Raw genomic sequence first — 17,862 nt, forward strand, 5'->3', positions numbered from 1 at the left:
CAGCAATCTGGGAGGCCGGCTGAGCGCTCAAGCAGGCGGTGCGGCGAGCCAGGCGTCGATGTCGGCGTCCGCGGCCGCGACGACGTCCGCCGGCGCGTTCGAGATCGTGAAACTGTCGCGCGCGAGCTGGGCGAGTTCGGCGTCGCTGAATCCGTGGACGTCGCGCGCGGTGCGGTACTGATCCGTGAGGCGTGAGCCGAACAGCAGCGGGTCGTCGGCGCCGAGCGCCATCCGCGCGCCTGCGTCGAACAAGGGACGCAGGGGCACCTCCGGGGCGCTCTCGTACACGCCGAGTGCCACATTGCTGCCGGGGCACACCTCGAGCCCGACGCCGGCATCGACGACGCGCGCCAACACCTCAGGCGATTCCGCGGAACGCACCCCGTGCCCGAGCCGCGTGGGGTGCAGCGCGTCGAGCGTCTCGCTCACGGCGTCGGCGCCTAGCAGTTCGCCCCCGTGGGGCAGTGAGGCGAGGCCCGCGTTGCGCGCGATGCGGAACGCCGGCGCGAACGCGGAGGTGTCGCCGCGGCGTTCGTCGTTGCTCAATCCGAAGCCGACGACACCGCCGGCGTTCTTCGCCGCGAGCCGGGCCAACGTCCGCGCGTCGAGGGGATGCCGTAGCCGTGACGCCGCGACTACGACGCCCACCCCGATGCCGTGACGCTCACCGGCCCGCGCAGCTTCGTCGAGCACGATCTCCAAGGCGGGTGTGATGCCGCCGACGAACGGTGCGTAGGACGTGGGGTCGACCTGGATCTCCAACCATCGTGAGCCCTCACGCGCATCGCTCGCGGCGGCCTCGTCGACGATGCGGCGCATGTCATCCTCGCTACGCACGCAGGCGCGGGCGGCGTCGTAGAGGCGTTGGAAGCGGAACCAACCCCGCTCGTCGCGGGCCGATGCGAGCTGAGGAGGCCAGCTGCGCCTCAGGCTGTCCGGCAGCCGGACGCCGTGCGTCACGCTCATGTCGAGCAGGGTGTCGAACGCCATCGAGCCGGTGAAGTGCAGGTGCAGGTGCGCCTTCGGCAGGGCGTCGAGGTCTCGCCGGGAGCGGCTGGGGGAGGTGTCGCGACTCGTCACCCGCTCATCCTGTCACCGCCCTCGCGCGACGGCTGCCGCGCATCACGCACGGGGGAGGGCCAGATTTCCGTTCGAGCGTCGTCGTCCCGTACAGTTGGGGGTCGACACGGCACTCAACCGCCGCGTCGCGCGGGTTCGCTCGCGAAGGGCACTAGCTCAATTGGCAGAGCACCGGTCTCCAAAACCGGGGGTTGGGGGTTCAAGTCCCTCGTGCCCTGCACAGCGTATTGATCCGAGAGGGCGGGGCCGTGGCAGATTCCGATGTCGTGACGGGGGCTTCCGTCGCGGGTGAATCTGAGCGCCGCGGTTTCTTCGGCCGCATCCTGTTGTTCATCCGGCAGGTCATCGGCGAGATGCGCAAGGTCGTTTATCCGACGCGTGACGAGTTGACGACGTACACGATCGCGGTCCTGGTCTTCCTCGCCGTCATCATGGCGTACGTCAACGGTCTAGACTGGCTGTTCACGCGTGCGGTCTCCTGGGTCTTCGGTTCGAACTGAGTCCCGGGCCCATCTCGAAGATTCGCCGCCTGAGCGCCCCCGCGGGGGCCGCGCGGGCGGCGTTCGTGTGAGAGCACGCGACGTACGTCCCCACATGTGAAGGAAGCAGGTCGATGACCGAGCAGAACCCCGAGCAGCTTTCGCCGGCTGCGGCGGAAGAGGCCGAATTCGCGGCGGGCGCTGTGCGCACGCCTGACGCTGACCTGGCGCCCGAGCAGGGCGAAGTCGGCGAACTGCCGAGCGCCGCCGAGGCCCACGCCGACGACGCCGAGCGCGAGGTGGAGCAGGAGGCCGTCGTCGACGCCGAGGTCGCCCCGGCCGAGCAGGCTGACGCGGTCGACCCTCGCGAGGCGTTCATCGCGGAGCTCAAGTCGCAGTTCGGTGACTGGTACGTCATCCACTCCTACGCGGGCTACGAGAAGCGTGTGAAGACGAACCTCGAGCAGCGCATCACGAGCCTCAACATGGAGGATTACATCTTCCAGATCGAGGTTCCGATGGAGGACTACACCGAGATCAAGAACGGGCAGAAGAAGTCGGGTACGCGCGTGCGCATCCCGGGTTACGTGCTCGTGCGCATGGATCTGACGGACGAGTCGTGGGGCGCAGTGCGTCACACCCCGGGTGTCACGGGCTTCGTCGGCAACGCGCACCAGCCGTACCCGTTGTCGATCGACGAGGTCGTCACGATGCTGAACCCGACGTTCGAGGAGCCGGAGGCTTCGGCTGAGGGTGCGGCCGCGTCGAGTGGCTCCGCGTCGTCGGCGTCCGCGGATGTCGACTTCACCGTCGGCGAGTCCGTCACCGTCATGGAAGGCCCGTTCGAGACGTTGCCCGCGACGATCTCCGAGATCAACGCGGACACGCAGAAGATCAAGGTGCTCGTGTCGATCTTCGGTCGCGAGACGCCGGTCGAACTGGGCTTCAACCAGGTCGCGAAGATCTGATCCTTCGACCTGCCGCGCGTTTCGTCGCGGCGGTCGTCATCAACCTCTCATCGCCTGTCCGGGTGGTGAGGATGCAACCGGGTCATCGCCCACGGCGTCGGCCCATGACAGGAAAGAGGTGGCTTCATGCCTCCGAAGAAGAAGGTTTCCGGTTTCATCAAGCTGCAGATCCAGGCCGGTGCGGCGACGCCGGCTCCGCCGGTCGGTCCGGCGCTGGGTCAGCACGGTGTGAACATCATGGAGTTCGTCAAGGCGTACAACGCTGCGACGGAGTCCCAGCGCGGCAACGTCATCCCGGTCGAGATCACGGTCTACGAGGACCGTTCGTTCACGTTCATCACGAAGACGCCGCCGGCTGCTGAGCTCATCAAGAAGGCTGCGGGCGTCCAGAAGGGTTCCGGCGAGCCGCACAAGACGAAGGTCGCGCACCTGTCGGCGGATCAGGTTCGTGAGATCGCGCAGCAGAAGATGCAGGACCTCAACGCGAACGATCTCGACATGGCGTCGCGGATCATTGCGGGTACGGCGCGTTCGATGGGGATTACCACCGACTGAAAGTGCACCGCCGGTACGGGCAGTGATGTTCGTACTGCCGTGACGTTCCGGCGGGGTGCGTTCAGTCGAGGAAAAGTGTCTGAGAGTGCATCCTCGGTACGGGCAGTGATGTTCGTACTGCCGTGACGTTCCGGCCGGGGTGCGTTCAGTCGAGAAAAAGTGTCTGAGAGTGCACCTTCGGTACGGTCGGTGATGTTCATGCCGCCGTGACGTTTCGGCGGGTCGATCAGTCGAGAAGAAATCGTCTGACGGTTCTCCCGGTTCGACGCAAGCCCCTGGCCCTCACCTGGGTCAGGGGCTTCGTGCTCCGTCGCCGATTTCACCCCACCCCCGCACGTCACGTAGGATCAACCGGTTGCCTGTGTGGCATCGCGGCGTCAGGATCGACCTGGTGTCGGGGGCGCGGAGCCCGAAAGTGGTTGGGCCGGCGCTGGCTCGTAGAACCACGATCTCCCTGTTGAAGGAGTTTGAGATGAAGCGCAGCAAGACGTACCGCGCGGCGGAAGAGAAGATCGAAGAAGGCAAGCTGTACTCGCCGCTCGAGGCTGTTCGCCTCGCGAAGGAGACGGCCGGCACGAAGTTCGATTCGACGGTCGAGGTTGCGATGCGCCTCGGTGTCGACCCGCGCAAGGCGGACCAGATGGTTCGTGGCACGGTGAACCTGCCGAACGGCACGGGTAAGACGGCTCGCGTCCTCGTGTTCGCGAACGGTGACAAGGCTGCGGCGGCTGAGGCTGCCGGCGCCGACTTCGTTGGTTCGGATGACCTGATCGCCAGGGTTCAGGGTGGCTGGACGGACTTCGACGCCGTCGTCGCGACGCCGGACCTCATGGGCAAGGTCGGTCGCCTGGGTAAGGTGCTCGGTCCGCGTGGTCTCATGCCGAACCCTAAGACGGGCACGGTGACGATGGACGTCGCGAAGGCCGTCGGAGACATCAAGGGCGGAAAGATCGAGTTCCGGGTCGACAAGCACGCGAACCTGCACTTCATCATCGGCAAGTCCTCGTTCGACGAGAAGGCTCTCGTCGAGAACTATGCGGCTGCGCTCGATGAGATCCTGCGGCTGAAGCCGTCGGCGTCGAAGGGTCGTTACATCACGAAGGCCACGATGGCCACGACGATGGGCCCTGGCATCCTGATCGACCAGTCGCGCACGCGCAACCTCACGGAGGACGGCGCCGAGCAGGCCTGATCGGCTTCTCGCTCGATCGCTCTACGTGAGCGGTCGACGCTTCTCGACGGGCGAGGCCCGCATCCCGATTCGTTCGGGGTGCGGGCCTCGCCTGTTGTGCCGTCCAGATCACGTGGCCGGCCGCATGACGTCAGAACGGGGTGACGGTCATGCGGACGATCTGCGGGTCGTGGTCGGAGTCCTGGTCGGGGAACTCGCTGTTGGTGTGGACGATGTCGTAGTTGAACGGCGGCTTCCCGAGGCCGAGCCAGGGCTGGGCGAGCTTGGGGCTGAGCAGGATGTGGTCGAGGATCTGGCTGTTGCCCTCGTACACGTACGAGTACCGCTCGCTGGCGGGCAGGGTGCGCGGCAGGTCCGTCATCGCTGTCTTGCCGTTTCCGGCGAGGATGTCGGTGGTCTGGCTGAACTCGAAGTCGTTGAGGTCACCGAGCGTCACGATGCGAGCGTTGGGGTCGGCGGCGAGCAGCTTGTCGATGAATCCGCGCACGACGGTGGCCTGCGCGTGGCGCTGCGTCTCGGACGAGCGCACGGGCTGCTGCCAGCGGCCGAAGAGCGGGTCGTCGCCGCCCTTGCTGTTGAAGTGGTTGGCGATGACGTACACCTTCGTCCCGCGGAACTTGAACTCGCCGACGAGCGGCTTGCGCGAGTCGGTGAAGGCGGTGTTCGTCGGGTCGATGCGGCCGGGCGAGACGGTGAGGTCGGTGAACAGGCCACGCCCGGTGACGCCGGTGGCCGTCGTCGCGCCGGGGGTTCCCTTGTCGACGAACGACGTGCCGCGGTCGGTGCGGTAGAGGAACACCTGGCGGATGTTGCCTCCGGGCTGGCCTCCGTCCTTGCCGTTCTCGGGGTCGACCCAGCGCGCCTGGTACGTCGGGCCGCCGGCGGCCTTGATGGTGTCGACGAGCTTCTTGACGGTCGTGGACGAGTCGACGGTGCCGTCGTTCTGGGCGCCGTTGTTGTCCTGGATCTCTTCGAGCGCGAGGACATCGGGGGAGTGCAGGTTGCCCGTGATCTGGCCGGCGAGGCGGTCGTACTTCGTCTGGGGGTCGCTGGGTGCGAGGTTCTCGACGTTGAATGTCGCGACGGCCATCTCGAACAGGCCCTGGGCCTTCGTCGTCTCGCGCTTCAGGCCGGCGCTGCGGTGCCCCGCGACGTCGGTGACGTGCACGTGCGGCATGGCGAAGGAGTAGTCCATGATGCCGGTGGTGCGGCCGGTGTAGACGTCACCTACGGTGCTGACGGGCAGCGGGTTGGCGGGCTTGGCCTGGTCGTCGAGGATGACGCGCATCGCGTTCGGGTGGTCGTAGCCGGAGTAGAGCACGCCACCGCGCGGCGTGGTCAGCGCGTCGACGTTCTGGCCGGGCACGACCGGGGTCTCGCGGTACTTGGGGTTGGTCGGGCCGACGGCGCGCGCATCGTCGAGGGCGACGCGCATGCCTTCGAGCGACTCGTCGAAGTCGATCGCGTTCTTCGTCGGGTCGAAGGTGGCCGCTGCCGATTCGACGTTCTTCGGGTCGCCCGACTCGACGTTCTGCTGTGGGGCGATGCGGTCCTTGCCGAGGACGGCAGGCGCTGGCAGCGCTTGCCCGGACGCGGTGACGGTGACGACGGGGCTCGTCAGCTGCGTCGTCGTCAGGTTGTCGTTGCCCGAGGCGCCGCCCGGTCGGAATTCGGAGACGGTGGCGTCGACGCTGACGGCGTCACCGACGACGGCGGTGGGCGCGGTCTTGGTGTAGACGAAGACGGCGTCGCTCGTCGCGTCGTCGTCGTCGCTCGGGGCCTGCATCCAGAACCCGGTGGCATTGATGGCGGTGACGACACCGCTGACCTTGCTGACGCGCTCGTCCCTGAGCGGCGAGAGGTGCGAGGAACCCTGGATCTGCTGGATCGTCACCGTCGACGGCTCGTGCGGCGCCTGCGGGGTGCAGGCCGTCGCGCCGGCCGCCGACGACGTCGGCGTCGGGGTGCCGACGGTGAAGTCGACAGCGTTGTCGTCGGTGTCGGTGCACTCGCTCTTGCGGAAGACGGATGTCGAGTTCGTCGTCGCGGGGGCAGGGGAACCCTCCGCGACGCTCGCCCCGCCCCAGCCGACGAGGTCGACGGTGGCGCCGTTCGGGTCGACGACGGCGACGCGGCCCGCGGTGCCCGACATCGCGATCGTGCCCGTCACGTCAGGATTCTCCAGGGCGGGCGCGGACGCGTTCGCGCCGTCGGCTTCCTTGACGAGGAAGTGGTGTCCCGGTGCGACCTGGCCGCTGAGCGGAGTCGTCTGGGCGCTCGTGCCCGACGCGGACCAGTACTGGACGCTCCAGCCGGTGAGGTCGACGGGCGCGCTCGAGGTGTTGTAGAGCTCGACGAAGTCGCTGCGCAGCGGTGCGCCGCTGTTGCCGCCTCCGCCGAACACCTCGCTGATCGTGACGGTGGTCGACGCAGCCTGCGCCGAACCTGCGGTGGACAGCGAGAACGACGTCAGCCCCGCGACGGCTGCGGCGACGGTGACGATGGCGGTGGGGCGCTGGGGAAGCAGTGGCATGAGGGGCTTTCGTTAGTTCAGCAACAGGACGAGCTGACAGTAGGCGGCGGGCCGCGGCGCGCAGGGTGCGTCATCGTGGCCAGTGGGTGAACAGTTGGTGCAGCGACTCTGCTGGGGACTTGTGCACCCACACGGGGAACGTGCGCGCAGTCGCGCATTCGTGGTGCAGCTGGCGGGTGGGTGCGAGCGGTCGGGCGGCGGGTGTGTTCCCTGGGTGCGGTGGTCAGTGGTGGAGGCGTGATTGGAGGGTGGCGATGGTGAGCCGTTGAGGCTGTCCCGTGATCGTCGTGGCGCCGGGGATGGTGCGCCAGGGGCCGTTGTTCTCCTGGTACTGGCCGCTGAGGGTGGTGTCGATGCGGGTGGTGACGGTGCCCTTGGTGGGGTAGGTGTGAGTGACGGTGCCGGTGGGGTAGGGCCCGCCCGCGTCGGTGGTGGGGCCGTGGGTGGCGGTGTCGCCGTAGTGGTAGGTGTAGGTGACGTCGGTGGGGCGCAGGGTGATGGTGTGTCCGAGCAGGGTGACGGTGGTCGTCTCACCGGGGGCGAGCCCGTCGGGGCCGTAGGTGGCGTGGAAGTAGGTGGGCAAGCCGGTGAGGGTGGTGTTGCCGGTGGGCTGGATGGCGACGGTGGCCTTCGTGAAGGTCTGAGTCGTCCAGGCCTGGGTGGCTGCTTGTTCGGCGGTGTAGGTGGGCGCGGCCGGAGCTGCTGGCGCTGTGGCGGTTTCTGATGCGGGGGTGGTCATCGTGGGTGCAGGTGGCGCGGTGGTGTAGTTGACGCACGATAGCTTCGGGGTCTGTCCTTCCCCTGTCGCGCACGGAATGTCTGCTAAACGGGTGTTCACAGTCGCATCGACGGTTGCGGTCGTTGTTCCCGTGGTGGCGGCTCGGCCGGTTCCGGTGCCTTCCGGGGCTCCTGGATGTGGGGCGGCTGAGCCAGTGCTTATGTGGGGCAGGGTGCCTGTTCCCGGGCGCGCGTTCTGGGGACGTTGTGGCCCGTCTGGCAGTTGGCCGCGGCCTTCCTTCTTACCCGCCACCACCACGACGGAGACTGTGTCGCCGCCGAGGCACGCTTGCCGGTTTGTCCCCTCGCAGGGATTTCCCGATGCCGCGGCTGGGGCAGAGGCAAGGACGGCTGTGGCCATGAGCAGCGGCGCTGATGTCTTAAGCGCGATCTGCACCGTACATCCCCACTCGCCAGTGCTGGCCGTCCCACATGAGTCGAACGGCGCCCCTAAGCTTGATGGCGCTCAGCTCGGTGCGCTTGCCTCCGCTCTCGACCCGGGTCGCTGGTGTCTCTGCTTGATCGAAGGTAAAGACGGGCTCGTCCAGTGATGAGGTGGGTGCTTCCTGGAGCTTGGTGAGGGTGGTGCGGGATCCCTCGATGTGTACTCCGGTGCGAGCGTTTTCTGCCACCCCAAGAGCCTGCTGGTCGCAGCCAGTGCAAGTCGGCGCGTACAGGTTGGCCAGGACGTTTTCCTTGGGTGCCGCGTCCAGTTGGTCGAGGGTTTCCCAGTAGAACTTCACGAAGGCCTTGGCGCCGTCTTTGGTGTGGGCCTTGGCGGCGTCGGGGATGACGACTGCGGCGGCGCCGGCCTTGGATGTCGTCCCGGATGCGCTCGACGCGACCGAAGCACTCCGCGAGGTCGCGGGCGCAGACGAGGCGGCGCTGCGCAACGACGTAGAAGGGTCAGTCGAACTGGAACGCGGCGTGTTGCCGGCCGCGATGCGGCTCATGTCGGAGGGGGCGATGGTGCTCGTCGAGGCATCGGCCGTCGAGTCGTCGCCGCACCCACTCACCGCCGTCGTCACGGCCGCGGCCAGGGCGATCGCGGCGACCCCACGTGGCGCGAGATGGCGCCCGGCAAGTCCACGACGAGCGGTCGCGCCATCGTCGGGTAGAGCAGTTGCGGGGGTGGGTGCGTCGGGCATGCTTGGTCCTTCGGTAGGCGGTGAGACAGCGCCCGGTGCGTCACCGGCCACTTCTCGAGTCTCACCAGCCCGGCGCGCGTCGCACCCGATCGCGACGGTAAGTTTTTCGTCAGGTTTCTGCGGCCTGTGCACCAGTGCCCACGGGCGTCGATCGCACCGATTTGGCCGCCCGCCGCCCGCCCGGTACATTGGGAGGACCAATGACCGCCGGTTGTTGCACTCTGCCTCTGGGTGGATGTGACCGAAGGCCTCACGTCAGTGAGCGTCCGGCGCAGGTGAGCTTCAGTCGATGATCGTGCTGTTCGTCAGCATGTTTTCAGAGCCTCAGCGCGCCTGCGCCGAGGCTCTTTTTTCGTGTCGCCCGAGCGACTGGCACTCACCACCGAAGGAGGCGCGCATGGCTACCGCCGCTAAGGATGCAGCCATTGCCGAGCTTGCGGACAACTTCCGCAACTCGGATGCTGCCGTGCTGACGGAGTACCGCGGTCTCACCGTGGCGCAGATCACCGATCTGCGTAACTCCATCCGTGAGCACGCCACCTACGCCGTGGTGAAGAACACGCTGACCGCCCGTGCGGCTGCTGAAGCCGGCGTGACGGCTTTCGACGGCCAGCTCCAGGGCCCGTCCGCTATCGCCTTCGTCACCGGTGACCCGGTGGAGACGGCGAAGAAGCTGCGTGACTTCGCCAAGGCCAACCCTCTCCTCGTCATCAAGGGCGGCGTCCTTGACGGCAAGGCCATGTCGGCCGAGGAGATCAACAAGCTCGCGGACCTCGAGTCCCGCGAGACCCTGCTCGCCAAGCTGGCCGGGGGCCTCCAGGCCTCGCTCAGCCAGGCTGTCTACCTCTTCGCGGCCCCGCTGTCGCAGGCTGCTCGCACCGTCGACGCCCTGCGTGCGAAGGTCGAGACCGAGGGACCGGCCACCGACGCAGCCCCGGCTGCCGAAGCGGCCACCGCAGACGTCGCCGAGGGTGGCGACGAGGCCTGATCCGGTCCTGACCGGCATCAGCGCAAACCCACCACAACGCCACTCACGGCACGGATCCCACGACCACATCGGTCCGGGTCCGACAGAACAGAAAGGACGCCCATCATGGCGAAGCTCTCCAACGACGAGCTCCTCGAGGCTTTCAAGGAAATGACGCTCATCGAGCTCTCCGAGTTCGTGACGCTCTTCGAAGACACCTTCAACGTCACCGCTGCTGCCCCGGTTGCTGCCGCGGCTGCTCCGGCTGCAGGCGGCGGCGACGCCGGCGCTGCCGAGGAGAAGTCCGAGTTCGACGTCATCCTGGCCTCGGCCGGTGACAAGAAGATCCAGGTCATCAAGGAGGTGCGCGCCCTCACGTCCCTCGGTCTCAAGGAGGCCAAGGACCTCGTCGACGGCGCCCCGAAGCCGGTTCTCGAAGGTGTCGCCAAGGACGCTGCCGACAAGGCCAAGGAAGCCCTCGAAGGCGCCGGCGCCACCGTCGAGGTCAAGTGATCTCTGCCCGGGCACTGCCTGGGCACTGATCGCGAGACATCGCGTCGAAGCGGGTCGCACCATCACGGTGCGGCCCGCTTTCGCATGCCCGCAGACCTGGCGTCGCGCCAGAGGAACCCTGCCGAGGCCGGTGCCGCCGATGACGCGCGCGATATTCGAGTGCGGTTGTCGGTGTTCACCCGTAGCCTGTGACGTGCCATGACGACACCACCCGCGCCGCACGCCTCGCCATCCCGCCAGATCGGATGGCGACGCATCGCCGTCCCCAGTACGTGGGCCGCCGTCATCCTCGCGGCCGTCACAGCGTTGGCGACGACGGCGGCGTCCGTCATCGCGGGCCGGCTGGCCGAGCACACGAGCGCTCGCCTCGTGACGCTGCTGGCCGTCACCGTCCTCGGTGGGGCGCTCGTCGACACCGCGGGGCGCTTCCTGTGGGCGGGTATGGTCGATCGTGCCGCCGGGCAGCTGCGTCGCGACCTCGTCGACGCGGTGCTCGCGCAACCGCTCGAGGCCCTGTCGGAGCAGGCGGGCGGTGAGATCCTCGACCGTGTCGACGACGACACCCACGAGATCTCGAACCTGCTGCGTCAGCAGATCTGGATGGTGCTGCGGATGACGCTCGCCATGGTGCCGATGTGGATCGTCGCAGGTATCACGTGGTGGCCGGCCTGGGTGCTCTTCCCGCTCTTCGCGGCGCTGACGTGGGTGCTCATGCGTTCCTTGCTCGCCCCGATCGCGGCGGGCAAGGTTCTCGAGGAGGCCGCCTGGACCGAGCACGCCGCCATCTTCGAGGAGGGCGTCGCGGGCCGCGACGACATCCGCACGAGCCTCGGCCAGCCGTTCGTGGTCGCGCGCCTCGCCAAGCTGTCGGCGCGCGTGCACGAGCGGTTCCTGGCCGTCGTGCGCCTCGAGGTCAAGCTGCTGCTGCGCACCGGCCTGTCGCTGCACCTGCTGCTCGTCCTCGTCGTGCTCGCCGGCGTCGCGCTCGCCTCGCGCACGTCGATGTCGGTCGGTGATCTCGTCACGATGTTCCTCGTCACGAGCACGTTCGTCGGCATGCTGGCCCGGGTCGCCGAGCAGTTCCCGGACATGCAGGCGGGCCTCGGCGCCATCGTGCGCCTGCGCGCCCTCCTGGCCGTTCCGGCCGAACCCGAGGGCGGACGAGCGCTGCCGGAGGGCCCGCTGGATCTCGACGTACGTCACCTCGACTTCAGCTACGGCACCGGCACGTTCGCGCTGCAGGACGTCGACCTGCACGTGCCGGCCGGGTCGACTCTCGCCCTGGTGGGACGCACCGGATCCGGCAAGTCGACGTTGGCCTCCCTCGTCTCGCGCGCCGTCGAGCCGCCGCCCGGTTCGCTCTTCCTCGGCGGCGTCGACGTGCGCGACCTCGACCTGGAGGCGCTGCGCGGGGGCGTCGGTGTCGTCACGCAGCGCACCGAGATCCTCGCCGGCACGCTGGCGGAGAACATCACCGTCTTCGAGCCGCTGCCGCGCGCTCAGATCGAGGACGTCGTCGAGACGCTCGGTCTCGGCCCGTGGGTCTCGACCCTGCCCGACGGCCTCGACACGGTGCTCGGCCCGGGTGGCGTGAGCCTGTCGGCCGGCGAGGAACAGCTGCTGGCGTTCGCCCGTCTGCTCGCACGCGACGTGCGCGTCATCGTGCTCGACGAGGCGACCGCCCGCATGGATCCGGTGACGGAGGCCCGCGTCGTCGCGGCCTCTGCACGGTTGCTCGAGGGGCGCACCGGCATCCTCATCGCGCATCGTCTCGGCACCATCGAGCGGGCCGACTTCATCGGCGTCATGGAGCGCGGGCGCCTCGTGCAGTTCGGTCGCCGTGACGAACTGCTCGAGACACCCGGTTACTTCCGCGACCTCACCGAAGCCGCCGGCGCGTCCGCCGTCCCCGCCCCGGACCACGAGGCCCCGCACGTCGCGCACGCGCGACGCACGGGCGCGGCGCCCGTCACGCGCGACATCCCCGAGGGTTCGTCCCTCGCACGCGCGATCATCAACGCGCTGAAGGTGCGGCCCGAGTGGGGCGTCGTGGCCATCTTCGCGTTCCTCGCGTTCTCCATCTTCGGTGCCATCGGCAGCGTCACGGGCTGGGCTTGGGGTCACACCGTGCAGGCCCTGGCGGACGGCACCCCCGCATGGGGTTGGGCCGCAGCGGTCGCGGTGTGCGTGATGCTCGGCCCGGTCTCGCTCGCGGTGGCCGTCATCCGTTACCCGCGGTGGTGGATCGAGATCTCCCTGCGGGTGCGCATGCGCGTGCTCATCGGACAGACGGGGCAGCACCGGCTGCCGCGCACGCCTCCCGGCGAGGTCGTCGCGCGCGCGATGGATTCGGATCGCTTCGTCCGCTATGCCGACCGGTGGATCGACTTCACCAACGGTTTCGTCATCGTCGTTCTCACCGCTGTGCTCGGTGGCACCTGGCTCGCGGGTCTCGTCCTGCTCGTCATCATGGTCGGCTCGGCGCTGGCCTCCGCCCTCGGACGGCGCGTGGCGGGCCGCTCCGCCGCGCGGGCGTCGGCGTCCCGTGCCCAGTTCGGTCGCGCCCTCGTCTCCTCGCTCGAAGCAGCGCGCACCATCAAGCTCGCGGGTCGCACCGGGCGCATCCGCGAACACCTCGCCGCCGTCGACCGCACGCGCGTCGAGGCCGCGGTGCGCGAGCACCGAGTCGCCGCCGTGCTCGACGGCGTCCCGACGCTCATGGTGCAGGCAGGCATCGTGGCAGCCTGGGCGGGGGCGCTGTACGGCACCTGGGGCCTTGCGACGGCGCTGCTCGTCGTCAACGCGGCGTCCAACTTCGACTGGTTCGGCCGGGTCGCCGGGTCGGTCGTCACCGAGGCGCCCGGAACGCGGGCCTGGCTCAGGGCGACGAGCGAACTCGCCGGCGGGGCCGATCTCGTCGACCTCCCGGCTGGCCTCGACCTGCCCTCCGGTGCGGCACCTCAGGTACCTGAGACGCCGAGGGAGCCCTTGCGCGAACTGGCGTTGCGCGACCTCGCCGCCCTGCACGATGACGGGACGGTCGGCGTCGAAGGCGTGGATCTCACCGTCGGGCAGGGCGAGCTCGTGCTGCTCCTGGGCGCCGTGGGCTCCGGCAAGTCGAGCCTGCTGGCGGCACTCGCGGGGCTCGTGCACCACACCGGCTCGCTCACGTGGAACGGACGAGAGGTGAGCGAGCCAGAGCTCTTCCTCCGCCCCGGCCAGGTCGCCTACGTCGCCCAGACGCCCCGAGTGCTCTCCGGCTCCTTCGCCGAGAACGTGCTCCTCGGTCACGAGCGCGAGTTCGACACTTCCGTCGACGCTGCGCGTCTCACCCCCGACATCGACAACGCGGGCGGCCGGGACAGTCTCGTCGGCCACCGCGGGGTGCGCCTGTCCGGTGGGCAGGTTCAGCGGCTGGCGCTCGCGCGAGCCCTGTCGACGGAGGCCGAACTGCTCCTGGCCGACGACGTCTCGAGCGCGCTCGACGCGCGCACCGAGCTCGAGCTGTGGGACGCGTTGCGTGCGCGTGGCAGCGCCGTCGTCGGGGCGACGTCGAAGCGTTCGGCTCTCGCCCGGGCCGACCGCGTCGTCGTCCTGGAGGCGGGCAGGGTTGCGGACGCCGGCCCGTGGCGTGAGCTCGAGACGCGCTGGTCGCACCTGGCGGGGTGACGGGCGACCGGCGCGTCGCTGCTTGACTGTGCGCCCGCCCTGCGTCATTCTCGTGGGGTCAAGACGGCGCCGGGGGAGGCGCCGGATCATAGCGGTCGATGCGGTCCACCCGGGCTCGTCAGGATGGGCGCGCGGTGCGACAGACTCGGGTTCCGAGTTCGTCGGCTTGCATCCTTCTTCTCTGGGTACTATCCTGCTATTTTGCGCTGCCCTGTCTGCGCCTGCCCCCGACACCCGATCCGGATTCCGCGTCAAGACGCCACCACGAAGAGCTGCCCGCTCTGCTTGGTCGCGACATCATGACGCCGGCCGTCCGAGGAGCGTCGAGGGGGGAGGACCCGTACGGCAGGTGGCGCGCACTGCCGATCTATAAGGCCTCTGGAAGGGACCCTCCTTGGCTGCCTCGCGCACCGCGACCCAGACTCTGTCCTCGGCGAAGACTGCCTCCGGCCGTCTCACCTTCGCCAAAATTCGTGAGCCCCTCGAAATCCCGGATCTGCTCGCGCTGCAGACCGAGAGCTTCGACTGGCTTCTCGGCAACGAGAAGTGGCAGGCCCGCGTGGCCGCCGCCAAGTCGGAGGGCCGTGTCGACGTGCCCGAGCGCTCCGGTCTGGAGGAGATCTTCGAGGAGATCTCGCCGATCGAAGACTTCTCCGGCTCGATGTCGCTGAGCTTCCGCGACCACCGATTCGAGGACGTCAAGTACTCCATCGAGGAGTGCAAGGAGCGCGACATGACGTACGCGGCTCCGCTGTTCGTCACGGCTGAGTTCATGAACGCCGAGACGGGCGAGATCAAGAGCCAGACGGTCTTCATGGGCGACTTCCCGCTCATGACGGACCGCGGCACGTTCGTCATCAACGGCACCGAGCGCGTCGTCGTCTCGCAGCTCGTCCGTTCGCCGGGCGTCTACTTCGAGCGCTCCATCGACAAGACCTCTGACAAGGAGATCTACACGGCGAAGGTCATCCCCAGCCGTGGTGCGTGGCTCGAGTTCGAGATCGACAAGCGCGACATGGTCGGTGTCCGCGTCGACCGCAAGCGCAAGCAGTCCGTGACGGTGCTGCTCAAGGCGCTGGGCTGGACCGAGGCTCAGATCCTCGAGGAGTTCGGCCAGTACGAGTCGATGCGCGCCACCCTGGAGAAGGACCACACGGCCGACCAGGACGCCGCGCTGCTCGAGATCTACCGCAAGCTGCGCCCGGGCGAACCGCCGACGCGTGAGGCTGCCCAGCAGCTGCTCGACAACCTGTACTTCAATGGCAAGCGCTACGATCTCGCGAAGGTCGGCCGCTACAAGGTCAACAAGAAGCTGGGCGTCGACGGCGGGCTCGAAGACTCGACGCTCGGCATCGACGACATCGTCGCCACCATCAAGTACATCGTCGCGCTGCACGCCGGCGAGGAGACGATGAAGGGCACGCGTCACGGCGAAGAGATCGACGTCCGCGTCGAGATCGACGACATCGACCACTTCGGCAACCGCCGCCTGCGCAACGTCGGTGAGCTCATCCAGAACCAGGTTCGCACGGGCCTGTCCCGCATGGAGCGCGTGGTTCGTGAGCGCATGACGACGCAGGACGTCGAGGCCATCACGCCGCAGACCCTGATCAACATCCGCCCCGTGGTGGCGTCGATCAAGGAGTTCTTCGGAACGTCGCAGCTGTCGCAGTTCATGGACCAGAACAACCCGCTCGCCGGTCTGACGCACAAGCGTCGTCTGTCAGCGCTGGGCCCCGGTGGTCTGTCGCGGGACCGCGCAGGCATGGAGGTCCGTGACGTCCACCCGTCGCACTACGGCCGCATGTGCCCGATCGAGACGCCGGAAGGCCCGAACATCGGTCTCATCGGTTCGCTCGCGTCGTTCGGTCGCATCAACCCGTTCGGTTTCGTCGAGACGCCGTACCGCAAGGTCGTCGACGGCCAGGTCACCGACGACGTCGACTACTTGTCGGCGGACGAGGAGGACACGTTCGTCATCGCGCAGGCCAACGCGCCGCTGACGCCGGACAACCACTTCGCCGAGGACCGCGTCATGGCGCGCACCAAGGGCGGAGAGGCGAGCGACGTCGCGATCGAGGACGTCGACTACATGGACGTCTCGGCGCGTCAGATGGTGTCGGCCGCGACCGCACTCATCCCGTTCCTCGAGCACGACGACGCCAACCGCGCCCTCATGGGTGCCAACATGCAGCGTCAGGCGGTGCCGCTCGTTCGTTCGGAGGCTCCGCTCGTCGGTACCGGCATCGAGTACCGTGCGGCACTCGACTCGGGTGACGTCGTGCGAGCCACCAAGGCGGGTGTCGTGCAGGAGGTCTCCGCCGACCTCGTCACGGTCGCCAACGACGACGCGACGTACTCGACGTACCGCATCGCGAAGTTCACGCGCTCGAACCAGGGCACCTGCTACAACCAACGTGTCGTGGTCAACGAGGGTGAGCGCCTCGATGAGGGCGCCGTCATCGCTGACGGCCCCGCTACCGACGGCGGCGAGATGTCGCTCGGCAAGAACCTGCTCGTGGCGTTCATGCCGTGGGAGGGCTACAACTACGAGGACGCGATCATCCTGTCGCAGCGCCTCGTGCAGGACGACACGCTCTCCTCGATCCACATCGAGGAGCACGAGATCGACGCCCGCGACACGAAGCTGGGCCCGGAGGAGATCACGCGGGACATCCCGAACGTCTCCGACGAGGTGCTGGCCGACCTCGACGAGCGCGGCATCATCCGCGTCGGCGCCGAGGTTCGTGACGGCGACCTGCTCGTCGGCAAGGTCACGCCCAAGGGTGAGACCGAGCTGACGCCGGAGGAGCGCCTGCTGCGCGCCATCTTCGGTGAGAAGGCCCGTGAGGTTCGCGACACGTCGATGAAGGTTCCGCACGGTGAGACCGGCACGGTCATCGGCGTCAAGGTCTTCGACCGTGACGAGGGCGACGAGTTGCCCCCGGGCGTCAACCAGCTCGTGCGTGTCTACGTGGCGAACAAGCGCAAGATCACCGACGGTGACAAGCTCGCCGGCCGTCACGGCAACAAGGGCGTCATCTCGAAGATCCTGCCGGTCGAGGACATGCCGTTCCTCGAGGACGGCACGCCGGTCGACGTCGTGCTCAACCCGCTCGGTGTTCCCTCGCGAATGAACCCCGGTCAGGTGCTCGAGCTGCACATGGGCTGGGCCGCCTCGCGTGGTTGGAAGATCGAGGGTGACCCGGAGTGGGCGGCCAAGATCCCGGCCGATGCACGTGAGACGGGCCCGAACACCCGTATTGCGACGCCCGTGTTCGACGGTGCGCGCGAGACGGAGATCCGTGGCCTGCTCGAGTCGACGAACACGACGCGCGACGGCGTGCGCCTCATCGGCGACTCCGGCAAGGCGCAGCTGTTCGACGGCCGCTCGGGTGAGCCGTTCCCGGAGCCGGTCTCCGTCGGGTACATGTACATCCTGAAGCTGCACCACCTCGTCGACGAGAAGATCCACGCGCGTTCGACGGGTCCGTACTCGATGATCACGCAGCAGCCGCTCGGTGGTAAGGCGCAGTTCGGTGGTCAGCGCTTCGGTGAGATGGAGGTGTGGGCCCTCGAGGCCTACGGCGCCGCATACGCCCTGCAGGAGTTGCTGACGATCAAGTCGGACGACGTGACGGGCCGCGTCAAGGTGTACGAGGCCATCGTCAAGGGCGAGAACATCCCCGAGCCGGGCATCCCGGAGTCGTTCAAGGTCCTCATCAAGGAGATGCAGTCGCTCTGCCTCAACGTCGAGGTCCTGAGCAGTGACGGCACCGCCATCGACCTGCGCGACTCGGAGCAGGAAGTGTTCCGGGCCGCGGAGGAGCTGGGCATCGACCTGTCGCGCCGCGAGCCGAGCAGCGTCGAGGAAGTCTGATCACGGCGCCCGACACGCGGTGGGTCGATCGAGATGATCGCCCGGCCCACCGCGTGTCGGATCAGCCGGCGCAGACGTAGGTCCGCGGCTCGAACGAGCCG

The 17,862-nt window shown here is 68.2% G+C and carries 12 protein-coding genes and 1 tRNA gene; 9 read left to right on the forward strand and 4 right to left on the reverse strand.

From position 1 onward, the window contains the following. Positions 1–27: 27 nt before the first annotated feature. A complete protein-coding gene (locus AX669_RS11810) occupies positions 28–1,080 on the reverse strand; it encodes an adenosine deaminase (RefSeq protein WP_006946103.1) in 1,053 nt (350 codons plus the stop codon). 145 nt (positions 1,081–1,225) lie between these two features. Between AX669_RS11810 and AX669_RS11815 the strand changes: the two genes are divergently transcribed. The 5 genes from AX669_RS11815 to rplA all read left to right on the forward strand — a co-directional run bounded on the left by AX669_RS11815 (position 1,226) and on the right by rplA (position 4,274). Beyond that, a tRNA-Trp gene (locus tag AX669_RS11815) sits at positions 1,226–1,298 on the forward strand. Between the two features lie 30 nt (positions 1,299–1,328). After that, positions 1,329–1,580, forward strand: coding sequence for a preprotein translocase subunit SecE (gene secE, locus AX669_RS11820; protein WP_006946054.1), 252 nt, complete (start codon positions 1,329–1,331; stop codon positions 1,578–1,580). Positions 1,581–1,693: 113 nt separating this feature from the next. Continuing rightward, a complete protein-coding gene (nusG, locus tag AX669_RS11825) occupies positions 1,694–2,527 on the forward strand; it encodes a transcription termination/antitermination protein NusG (RefSeq protein ID WP_006946230.1) in 834 nt (277 codons plus the stop codon). Between the two features lie 126 nt (positions 2,528–2,653). After that, entirely contained in the window at positions 2,654–3,082 is a 429-nt protein-coding gene (rplK, locus tag AX669_RS11830) for a 50S ribosomal protein L11 (protein ID WP_006946271.1), read from the forward strand. A 472-nt stretch (positions 3,083–3,554) separates the two neighbouring features. Next, positions 3,555–4,274, forward strand: coding sequence for a 50S ribosomal protein L1 (gene rplA / locus AX669_RS11835; RefSeq protein ID WP_062258602.1), 720 nt, complete (start codon positions 3,555–3,557; stop codon positions 4,272–4,274). A gap of 130 nt (positions 4,275–4,404) precedes the next feature. Here rplA and AX669_RS11840 read toward each other — a convergent pair whose 3' ends face one another. From AX669_RS11840 to AX669_RS11850, 3 genes are all read right to left on the reverse strand, one after another. After that, complete coding sequence (locus AX669_RS11840) at positions 4,405–6,807, reverse strand: lamin tail domain-containing protein (protein WP_062258604.1); 2,403 nt, start codon at positions 6,805–6,807, stop codon at positions 4,405–4,407. Positions 6,808–7,030: 223 nt separating this feature from the next. After that, positions 7,031–7,546, reverse strand: a complete 516-nt coding sequence (locus tag AX669_RS11845; protein WP_062258606.1) for a hypothetical protein — start codon at positions 7,544–7,546, stop codon at positions 7,031–7,033. A gap of 418 nt (positions 7,547–7,964) precedes the next feature. Continuing rightward, positions 7,965–8,732 carry a DUF6318 family protein gene (locus tag AX669_RS11850; protein ID WP_156445009.1) on the reverse strand — a complete coding sequence of 256 codons (768 nt, stop codon included), beginning with the start codon at positions 8,730–8,732 and terminating at the stop codon, positions 7,965–7,967. Positions 8,733–9,129: 397 nt separating this feature from the next. Between AX669_RS11850 and rplJ the strand changes: the two genes are divergently transcribed. From rplJ to rpoB, 4 genes are all read left to right on the forward strand, one after another. Beyond that, positions 9,130–9,720, forward strand: coding sequence for a 50S ribosomal protein L10 (rplJ, locus tag AX669_RS11855; RefSeq protein WP_040014839.1), 591 nt, complete (start codon positions 9,130–9,132; stop codon positions 9,718–9,720). Positions 9,721–9,825: 105 nt separating this feature from the next. Continuing rightward, positions 9,826–10,212 (forward strand): 50S ribosomal protein L7/L12, encoded by a 387-nt coding sequence (gene rplL, locus AX669_RS11860; RefSeq protein ID WP_006946083.1) that lies wholly within the window; start codon positions 9,826–9,828, stop codon positions 10,210–10,212. A 198-nt stretch (positions 10,213–10,410) separates the two neighbouring features. Further along, the gene (locus tag AX669_RS11865) at positions 10,411–13,881 is read left to right on the forward strand and encodes an ABC transporter ATP-binding protein (RefSeq protein ID WP_006946251.1); all 3,471 of its coding nucleotides are present in this window, start codon (positions 10,411–10,413) and stop codon (positions 13,879–13,881) included. 394 nt (positions 13,882–14,275) lie between these two features. Next, a complete protein-coding gene (gene rpoB / locus AX669_RS11870; RefSeq protein ID WP_062258611.1) occupies positions 14,276–17,761 on the forward strand; it encodes a DNA-directed RNA polymerase subunit beta in 3,486 nt (1,161 codons plus the stop codon). The last annotated feature ends 101 nt before the right edge of the window (positions 17,762–17,862 follow it).

The organism is Dermacoccus sp. CCH2-D9, from assembly GCF_001556795.1.
GTDB classification, from domain to species: Bacteria; Actinomycetota; Actinomycetes; order Actinomycetales; family Dermatophilaceae; genus Dermacoccus; species Dermacoccus nishinomiyaensis.